Genomic DNA, 9,086 nt, shown 5'->3' with positions numbered 1-9,086 from the left:
CCGGTCACCTCAGGTGACCAGCCGGCGTCGTCCGTTTAAATCTTTGGAGTTTTTGTACAGATATTGGCCCCAAACGCACCTTCAGGGGCCAATAAGTGGACAAAAACTCCCGCCGGCAGGGTGCCTAGCCGTGCTCGATGCTGTTCGGGTGCCACGCGCCGGTCACGAGGTACGTGACCTTCTGCGCCACGGACACGCCATGGTCAGCGAAGCGTTCGAAGTAGCGGCTGGCCAGCGCCACATCCACGGTGGTGGCCGGGGATTCCTGCCAGTCCGGGCGGGCAATTGCCTTGAAGACGCTGAGGTGAAGATCGTTCACCGCGGAGTTGGCCTTGAGGATGTCGCGGGCCACCTCAAGGTCGCGCGTCTCCAGCAGCTGGGTCAGCTTGTTCGCGATCTCGATGTCCTGCTCGGCGAAGCTCTTGAAGGTCCCGGTCAGCGATTCCGGGATCACCATGGCGGGGAACCGCAGCCGGGCGAGCTGGGCGATGTGCCGGGCCAGATCGCCCATGCGCTCCAGGGAGGCGCTCATGCGCAGGGAGCCGACGATCATGCGCAGGTCGCTGGCCACGGGGCCCTGCAGGGCGAGGATGTCGATGGCGCGCTCGTCGAGGCTGTTCTGCAGGAAGTCGATCCTCGCGTCCGCGGCAATGACGTCCTGGGCCAGATCGACGTCGGCACTTTCGAACGACGTGGTTGCCTTGCCGATCGCTTCACTGACCAGCTTTGAAATCTCGATGAGGTCCTCGCCCACGTGGGCCAGCTCCTCCTGAAAAACCTTGCGCACGCAGGCGTCCTTTCCTCGGAAACTCCGCCCCGCCGCGGCGGTCAGAATTTCGTGTCACCGTTCCGGCAGTCCAACCGCACACTCTTCCAGTGCTTGGTGAACTGTTGCACATCTCAAGATGAACGTTAGCTGAATCCCTGCCGCATGGGCCGGTTATCGGATATCGGGCCTTGGCGGAAGCATAAGCTGGAGGCGTGGATCCAATGCTCTTAGGTGTCATCGCCGGCCTGCTGGGCCTGTCGTTCGGCGTCTTTGGCGTGCTCGCCTTCCGTGCCAGCGAGAAGCAGCGCGAGCTCGTGGACATTGAATACGACGAGCCGGCGCTGCCGCCGGGCTCCGCGGAGGTCCTGGCCGTCGTCGGGCAGGCGTTCGTGGTGGTGGACGCGATCGACGGCGTTGTCCGGGCCAGCCCGGCGGCCTACGCGTACGGGCTGGTGCGGGGCCACACCGTGGTGCACCGCGAGCTCCTGGACATGACAGCCAACGTGCGGCGCGACGGCGTGATCCTGGAGCGCCAGCTGGAACTGCCCCGGGGGCCGCTCGGCCAGGGGACCATCATCGTGCAGGTCCGGGCGGCAATGCTCGGCGAGGAATATATCGTCCTGCTGGCCGACGACCGCACCGAGATCACCCGGACCGAAGAGATCCGCAACGACTTCGTGGCCAACGTGTCCCACGAACTGAAAACCCCGGTGGGCGCCATCTCCCTGCTGGCCGAAGCGCTGGAATCGTCGGCGGACGACGAGGAGGCCGTGCGCCGCTTCGCGAAGCGCATGCACAAGGAGTCGGCACGCCTCGCCGCGCTGGTGCAGGACATCATTGAACTCTCCCGCCTGCAGGGGGCGAACGTGGCGCAGCAGGGCCACCCCGTGGACATCAACGACGTCATTTCCGAAGCGGTGGACCGGTCGCAGCTGCCCGCAGAGAGCAAGAACATCCAGATCGTCATCGGCGGCCGGGCCGAGGCGAAGGTCTACGGCGACCGGGACCTGCTGGTCACGGCCCTGCGCAACCTCATCGACAACGCGATCCGTTATTCGCCGGAGAACACCCGCGTGGGCATCGGCGTGCGCTCCAGGGAAGGCCTGGTTTCGGTCTCGGTGACGGACCAGGGCGAAGGCCTCTCGCCCGAGGACCAGGAACGGGTATTCGAGCGTTTCTACCGTGTGGATGCCGCCCGGTCCCGCCATACCGGCGGAACCGGACTGGGCCTGAGCATCGTCAAGCACGTTGTTTCCAACCACGGCGGGGAAGTCACCCTCTGGTCCCAGCCCGGGCAGGGATCCACGTTCACCCTCCGGCTGCCGGAGATGGAAGGGCAGGAAGAGGATTCCGCCCAGCAAGCCAACGCGCTGGCCGCCGCCTTACCACAGGGCCAGCCCGACGGGCCGCACCAGGCCAAGGAACCACACGACGCCGCGGGCGTCCACGAGCGAGGAGCTAACGCTTGAGCAGGATTCTTATTGTCGAGGATGAGGAGTCATTCAGCGATCCCCTGTCCTACCTTCTGGGCAAGGAAGGGTTCGAAGTGGAGGTCGTGGACAACGGCCTCGACGCCATCACCGAATTCGACCGCAACGGGGCGGACCTCGTGCTGCTCGACCTGCAGCTGCCGGGCCAGTCCGGCACCGAGGTCTGCCGGCAGCTGCGGCAGCGTTCCACCGTTCCGGTCATCATGCTGACCGCCAAGGACACCGAGATCGACAAGGTGGTGGGCCTGGAGCTGGGCGCGGACGACTACGTCACCAAGCCCTATTCCTCACGGGAGCTCGTGGCCCGTGTCCGCGCGGTGCTGCGCCGCCAGGGCGAGCCGGAGGAACTGATCTCCTCCACCGTGCACGCCGGCCCCGTGCGGATGGACATCGAACGGCACGTGGTAAGTGTCGACGGCGAACAGGTGTCGCTGCCGCTGAAGGAGTTTGAACTGCTGGAGATGCTGCTGCGCAACTCGGGCCGCGTCCTGACCCGGGGCCAGCTGATCGACAGGGTATGGGGATCCGACTACGTGGGTGACACCAAAACCCTCGACGTCCACGTGAAGCGGCTGCGCAGCAAGATCGAACCGGATCCCTCCCTGCCACGGTATCTGGTCACCGTGCGGGGGCTCGGCTACAAGTTCGAACCGTAGACACAGCCACCAGGTAAGGCCGCCACCAACGAAGAAGGAGGGGTTCCCGGCCGGGAACCCCTCCTTCTTCGTGCTGCCGCGCTGTTAGTGGCCTTCGGCGGGCGTGGCGGATTCGCCGTGCGTGCCGGTCTCGGCCGGGGTTGCCGTCTGGCTCGGGGTGGGGGACTCGCTGGGGGCGCCGCCGGGCAGGTAGGCCACGTATTCCTTCAGGGTGCCGTCCACGACGGGGACCTTCACGGTCTTGTTGACGTTGGTGCCGCTTTCCGTGACCTGGACGTCCACCAGTGATCCGGCCTTGCCGCCGGAGGTGCTCAGGATGGCTGCGTCCGTGGACTGGTTCAGCAGCGTGTAGGAGTTCTTCTTGACGGGAATCTCGGTCTGTGCGCCTTCGGCTCCTTTGAGGGTGACCTTCACGTCGTTTGAAGAGGAGTTGTAGACGGCGCCAATGACGCGGCCCGGCTGCTGCTCGCCGGCGGAAACGATGAGCATGTTCCGGAGCTGGACCGGCCCGACATCGGCACGGGTTCCATCGGAGGCGGCGTACTGGTGGGAGGTCTGCTGGGCGTTGACGTAGCCGCAGCCCGTCAGGGCCAGCAGGCCGATGCTCAGGGCGGCTGCCGCCATTGCCATCTTGCCGCTCTGGCCCCGGTTCGTCGCAGTGAAACGCACGTCACGCACTCCTAGAAAAGTCTTTGGAACAGTTTTCAGGCATAGCCTATCGGCAATCAGGGTCAAACAAGGATTCGTGCCCGCCACATGACCGGCACTTCCGCGCCGTCCCGGCCGGCCCCTGTGCCGTTCAGCGGGGTCTCCAACTACCCGCGCGTAACGCTTGTGGGCGTGCATGCGATGCACTATTGTTCGCGTTCGTCAAGGGGTCTGAGCGGCCGATTTCGGCCATTTTCCGCGGAATTACGGGCTTCCCGGCCCGTATCCATGCCAGAGATATGCCTTAATCGTGATAAACTGGTCTGCGGGAAAGGGGAAAGTCCACATGGTTTTTGAGGTCGGCGAGACAGTAGTTTACCCTCACCACGGTGCAGCAAAAATTGAAGAGATCAAGATGCGCACTGTTAAGGGCGAAGAGAAGATGTATCTCAAGCTCAAGGTGGCTCAGGGTGATCTGACCATTGAAGTTCCAGCAGAGAACGTTGACCTCGTTGGGGTACGCGACGTAGTGGGCAAAGACGGTTTGGAGCACGTGTTTGATGTGCTTCGTGCCGAGTTCACTGAGGAGCCCACCAACTGGTCGCGTCGTTACAAGGCAAATCTGGAGAAGCTTGCTTCCGGTGACGTCATCAAGGTTGCAGAGGTCGTCCGCGACCTGTGGCGCCGTGATCACGACCGGGGCCTTTCCGCAGGCGAGAAGCGAATGCTGGCCAAGGCCCGGCAGATTCTGATCTCAGAATTGGCTTTGGCTGAAAAGACCGACGAAGAGAAGGCTGCCAGCGTTCTCGACGAGGTCCTGGCTTCTTAAGCAGCAGGAGCTTCCTGACAAGAATTGAACCCCGGTGGCAGAGTGCCGCCGGGGTTTCTTCTTGCCCAAACCCGGCCGGCAGTAGCCACACAGTCCCCGGCGGGCGGGTGATGGAGGGGGATGCTGCAGGCACGTAGGCTAGAGCGCATGAACAGTGCACCCAAGCGCCCCGTGACCGCCGTGATCCTTGTCGCCGCAGGTTCCGGGCAGAGGCTGGGTTATGGCATGCCGAAGGCGGCTGTGCCGTTGGGCGGTGAACCGATACTGATGCATGCGCTCCGGGGGATCGTCGCGGCAGGCATCGCCAGCCAGGTCTGCATCGCGCTGCCGGCCGGCGATGAGGAGCTGCGCCGGCTCTGCGAGGACTTCCGCGTGGAGCTGGTGGACGGCGGCCCGCTCCTGACAATGGTCGACGGCGGTGCCTCCCGGGCGGATTCCGTGCGGTCCGCTTTGGCCGCCGTGGAGGACGGCACCGAGGCGGTTTTGGTCCACGACGCCGCCCGCGCCCTGACCCCGGAGCACGTCTTCCACCGTGTTGCGCAGGCCCTGACCGCCGGCGCCGACGCGGTGATTCCGGTGATGCCGGTGGTGGACACCGTCAAGACGGTCGCCGCCACCGAGGGGCAGGCCACAAGCATCGCTCCCGAACTGGTCACCGGAACAGCGCCCCGCGAGGAGCTCCGGGCAGTGCAGACGCCGCAGGGCTTCAAGCTGTCCACGCTCCGGCAGGCGCACGAGGCAGCCGCAGGCTTCGATGAGCGCCAGTCAGCAGCGGTTACCGACGACGCCATGCTGGTGGAGCTGCTCGGCGTGCCGGTGCACGCCGTCCGCGGCGCCAGCCAGTCCCTGAAAATCACCACGCCCCTGGACCTCATCATCGCGGAGGGTCTGCTTGAGGGGCCGCTCGGGGCCCGCTGGGTGGAAGGCTGATAAACCACATGACGGAAGGCCCGATGAACCACACGAATCCGACCGGCAACGCTTCCCCGGCCCCGGTGCTCCTGCCGCGGACCGGCATCGGCATCGATGTGCACGCCTTTGCCCCGGACAGCGACCCGCAGCCGCTTTGGCTGGGCGGGCTGTTCTGGGAGGGGGAGCGGGGCCTTGCCGGGCATTCCGACGGCGATCCCGTGGCGCACGCCGCAGCCGACGCGCTGTTCTCCGCGTGCGGCATCGGCGACCTTGGAACGCACTTCGGCACGGACCGGCCCGAATTCGCCGGTGCCTCCGGAGTCACGCTGCTGGCCGAAGCCGCCCGCATCGTACGTGCAGCCGGGTATGAGATCGGCAACGTCGCTGTGCAGTTCGTGGGCAACCGGCCCAAGTTCGGCCCGCGCCGGGAAGAGTCCCAGCGCGTCCTGACCGAGGCCGCGGGTGCCCCGGTCAGCGTCACCGCCACCACCAGTGACGGCCTCGGCTTTACCGGTCGCGGCGAAGGCATCTCCGCCGTGGCCACAGCCCTCGTTTACCCCGCCGGTTAGGACCGGGCCGTCCTGCTGCAGGGCGTCGCCCTGCTGCGCAGCGTCGCCCTGCTGCGTAGCGTCGCCGCGGCCCTCCGGCACCGCCGGTGTCCGGCCGTCCGGCCCCATCGCCTACGCTGGAATAAGCACCAGTACCGCAATCCCAGGAGATCCGCCGTGAAAAAGTTGCTTCCCGCCGTCGTGATTGCAGGGATGCTTCTGGCCGGCTGTGCCGGCAGCCCCCGCATGAGCGTGGAGGAGAGCTGCAAGTTCCTGCAGGGTGACACGTTCAAGCCCACGGGCAACCAGCAGCAGCAGGCCGACCAGATCGCCAAGCACTACCAGGAGGTCGCCGACAAGGTGGCCCAGGACGTTGCCGATCCCATCCAGAAGATGGCCGACATCATGAAGCAGGTGGCGAGCACCTCGCTGGGGACCAAGAGCTCCGAGCAGACGGCTGAACTCGCCAGGCAGAACAACCGGATCGGCGAGGTCTGCAGGTAAACGGGGACATTGGCATCGGCTAATCTGGAGCGGTGACCCTGCGCTTTTACGACACTGCATCCGCCGAAGTCCGCGACTTCGTCCCCCTGGTACCGGGCAAGGTAAGCCTGTATTACTGCGGTGCCACGGTGCAGGGCATGCCCCACGTCGGGCACATCCGCTCCGCCATCGCTTTCGACCAGCTCACCCGCTGGCTCGAGTACCGCGGCTTCCGCGTCACCGTGGTCCGGAACGTCACCGACATCGACGACAAGATCCTCGCCAAGTCCGAGGCCTCCTTCCACCCGGATTTCGAGCAGGAGCCCGGTTCCGTGCCGGAGGAGGAATGGTGGGCGCTGGCCTACCGGTACGAGCAGGAGTTCCTCAAGGCCTATGACACCCTCGGCGTCTCCCGGCCCACCTATGAGCCGCGGGCAACGGGCCACATCCCGGAGATGCACGCCCTGATCCAGCTGCTGATCGACCGCGGCCACGCCTACCCTGCCCTCGACGGCTCCGGTGACGTCTACTTCGATGTGCGCTCCTGGAACAAGTACGGCGCCCTGACGCGGCAGAAAATCGACGACATGCAGGGGGCCGCGGACGCGGACCCCCGCGGCAAGAAGGACCCCCGCGACTTTGCGCTGTGGAAGGGCCACAAGGAGGGGGAGCCGACGACGGCGAGCTGGGTTTCGCCGTGGGGCGCCGGCCGTCCGGGCTGGCACCTCGAATGCTCCGCGATGGTCACCAAGTACCTCGGGACCGAGTTCGATATCCACGGCGGCGGCCTTGACCTGCGCTTCCCGCACCACGAAAACGAGATGGCACAGTCCCAGGCGGCGGGCCACGGCTTCGCGAACTTCTGGATGCACAACGGCATGGTCACGTACCAGGGCGAAAAAATGTCCAAGTCCGTCGGCAACACGATCAGCCCGGCGGAGATGCTGGAGCTCGCGCCGCCCCGCGTGGTCCGTTACTACCTGGGCCAGGCGCAGTACCGCTCGGTGCTGGACTACCAACCCACGTCGCTGCAGGAGGCCACGGCCGCCGTCGAACGCATTGACGGATTCATCGCCCGTGCCGTCAGGGCACTGTCCTCCGACGGCGCCCTGCTGGTGGGCAGCCACGGCACTGTACCGGACGGGTTCGCCGCGGCAATGGACGACGACCTCAACGTGCCGCAGGCACTCGCGGTACTGCACGACACCGTCCGCGCCGGAAACTCGGCACTCACCGGCGGCGACCTGGCGGCGGCGCGGCAGGCGCTGGCCGCCGTGACCGACATGCTGCGCGTCCTGGGAATCAGCGCCGCCGCGCAGCCGGCCGTCGATGACCAGGCCACCAGCGCATTGGGAACGCTCATCGAGGCGCAACTCGCAGCCCGCGCCGAAGCCCGTTCCAGGAAGGACTGGGCTGCTTCGGACGCCATCCGGGACACCCTTGCTGCCGCCGGCATCCTCGTGGAGGACAATGCCGACGGTGCCACCTGGAGCCTGCAGCGCGGCTAGCCTTCGCGGGCGCCGGGCTTCCCGGTCAACGATTTAACGCCAGTCAGTAGACTGGAGTGCAGACTTACCCAATACAAACAAGGTGGAATCATGGCCAACAACGGTCGCCCGGGCGCAATCCGCAAGAACAAGAAGGGCCCCACCACCGGAACCGGTGGCCACGGCCGCAAGGCACTCGAGGGCAAGGGGCCAACCCCCAAAGCCGAAGACCGCCCGTACCACAAGGCATACAAGAACAAGCAGCTCGCCGAGCGATCCGCAGCCAAGCGGTCAGGCAGCGGCGCCCGCAGCGCCGGCGCCCGCTCCGGCCCGAAGGGCCGCGCCACTGAAGAGGTCGTCACCGGCCGCAACTCCGTCGTCGAGGCGCTGCGTGCCGGCATTCCGGCCAAGGCGCTGCACGTGGCCATCCGCATCGAGATGGACGACCGCGTCAAGGAATCCCTGAAGATCGCCGTTGAACGGGGCATCCCGCTACTGGAAACCGGCAAGCCCGAACTGGACCGGATGACCGACGACGCCGTCCACCAGGGGCTTGTGCTGCAGATCCCGCCGTACGAGTACCAGGACGCCTACGAGCTGGCCGAAGAGACGGTGTCCGGCTGGAAGAAGGGGCACATTGCCAACGCGCCCCTCTTCGTTGCCCTCGACGGCATCACCGACCCCCGCAACCTCGGCGCCATCATCCGTTCCGTCTCGGCGTTCAGCGGCCACGGTGTCATCGTCCCCGAACGCCGCTCCGTCGGTGTCACGGCAGCAGCATGGAAGACCAGCGCCGGCGCGGCCGTCCGCGTCCCGGTGGCCCGGGCCTCCAACCTGAACAACGCCCTGAAGCAGTTCAAGGACATGGGCGTGTTCGTCCTGGGGCTCGACGGCGACGGCGACGTGTCGCTGCCGGACCTCACCCTCGCCACCGAACCGGTCTGCATCGTGGTCGGCTCCGAGGGCAAGGGCCTGAGCCGCCTCGTCCGGGAGAACTGCGACCAGATCGTTTCGATCCCGATCGACTCCGCCATGGAATCCCTGAACGCCTCCATGGCCGTCGGCATCTCCCTCTACGAGGTCTCCCGCCAGCGCGCCGCCAAGTAATCAGCCCGGCCCGCTGCCGAGCCTCTTGCGCCCCGCTGTCCGCAATCCTTCCTCAGCTTTCGCAGGTATAGCCGCAACGCTTCCTCAGCTTTCGCAGGTATAGCCGCAACGCTTCCTCAGCTTTCGCAGGGAAACGGCAAACGCTCCTTCACGTCTG

Annotated in this window: 10 protein-coding genes; 8 read left to right on the top strand and 2 right to left on the bottom strand. The window is 66.1% G+C overall.

Annotated elements, in window-relative coordinates; all coding sequences use genetic code 11:
• Positions 1–124 precede the first annotated feature (124 nt).
• A complete protein-coding gene (phoU, locus tag ACFUTU_RS20815; protein WP_190604700.1) occupies positions 125–787 on the bottom strand; it encodes a phosphate signaling complex protein PhoU in 663 nt (220 codons plus the stop codon).
• A gap of 203 nt (positions 788–990) precedes the next feature.
• Here phoU and ACFUTU_RS20810 point away from each other — a divergent pair, with 203 nt between their 5' ends.
• Positions 991–2,238: a sensor histidine kinase gene (locus ACFUTU_RS20810; protein WP_377967788.1), complete on the top strand. Its 1,248-nt coding sequence runs from the start codon at positions 991–993 to the stop codon at positions 2,236–2,238.
• Positions 2,235–2,915 carry a response regulator transcription factor gene (locus ACFUTU_RS20805; protein WP_003801167.1) on the top strand — a complete coding sequence of 227 codons (681 nt, stop codon included), beginning with the start codon at positions 2,235–2,237 and terminating at the stop codon, positions 2,913–2,915. Before ACFUTU_RS20810 ends, ACFUTU_RS20805 begins: the two co-directional genes overlap by 4 nt.
• An 84-nt stretch (positions 2,916–2,999) precedes the next feature.
• Here ACFUTU_RS20805 and ACFUTU_RS20800 read toward each other — a convergent pair whose 3' ends face one another.
• Positions 3,000–3,584: a hypothetical protein gene (locus ACFUTU_RS20800; protein WP_377967786.1), complete on the bottom strand. Its 585-nt coding sequence runs from the start codon at positions 3,582–3,584 to the stop codon at positions 3,000–3,002.
• Between the two features lie 325 nt (positions 3,585–3,909).
• Here ACFUTU_RS20800 and ACFUTU_RS20795 point away from each other — a divergent pair, with 325 nt between their 5' ends.
• The 6 genes from ACFUTU_RS20795 to rlmB all read left to right on the top strand — a co-directional run bounded on the left by ACFUTU_RS20795 (position 3,910) and on the right by rlmB (position 8,929).
• Complete coding sequence (locus ACFUTU_RS20795) at positions 3,910–4,392, top strand: CarD family transcriptional regulator (protein ID WP_003801164.1); 483 nt, start codon at positions 3,910–3,912, stop codon at positions 4,390–4,392.
• A gap of 147 nt (positions 4,393–4,539) precedes the next feature.
• Positions 4,540–5,322 (top strand): 2-C-methyl-D-erythritol 4-phosphate cytidylyltransferase, encoded by a 783-nt coding sequence (gene ispD, locus ACFUTU_RS20790; RefSeq protein WP_377967784.1) that lies wholly within the window; start codon positions 4,540–4,542, stop codon positions 5,320–5,322.
• Positions 5,323–5,345: 23 nt separating this feature from the next.
• Positions 5,346–5,873 (top strand): 2-C-methyl-D-erythritol 2,4-cyclodiphosphate synthase, encoded by a 528-nt coding sequence (ispF, locus tag ACFUTU_RS20785; RefSeq protein ID WP_377967782.1) that lies wholly within the window; start codon positions 5,346–5,348, stop codon positions 5,871–5,873.
• A gap of 156 nt (positions 5,874–6,029) precedes the next feature.
• Positions 6,030–6,356 carry a hypothetical protein gene (locus ACFUTU_RS20780; protein WP_377967780.1) on the top strand — a complete coding sequence of 109 codons (327 nt, stop codon included), beginning with the start codon at positions 6,030–6,032 and terminating at the stop codon, positions 6,354–6,356.
• A 32-nt stretch (positions 6,357–6,388) separates the two neighbouring features.
• Positions 6,389–7,843 (top strand): cysteine--tRNA ligase, encoded by a 1,455-nt coding sequence (gene cysS / locus ACFUTU_RS20775; RefSeq protein WP_377967778.1) that lies wholly within the window; start codon positions 6,389–6,391, stop codon positions 7,841–7,843.
• A 90-nt stretch (positions 7,844–7,933) separates the two neighbouring features.
• Entirely contained in the window at positions 7,934–8,929 is a 996-nt protein-coding gene (rlmB, locus tag ACFUTU_RS20770) for a 23S rRNA (guanosine(2251)-2'-O)-methyltransferase RlmB (protein ID WP_377967776.1), read from the top strand.
• The last annotated feature ends 157 nt before the right edge of the window (positions 8,930–9,086 follow it).

Origin of the sequence: Arthrobacter sp. NPDC057388 (assembly GCF_042668165.1) — a bacterium.
Taxonomy (GTDB): domain Bacteria; phylum Actinomycetota; class Actinomycetes; order Actinomycetales; family Micrococcaceae; genus Arthrobacter.
This window is presented reverse-complemented; position numbering and strand designations above follow the sequence as displayed.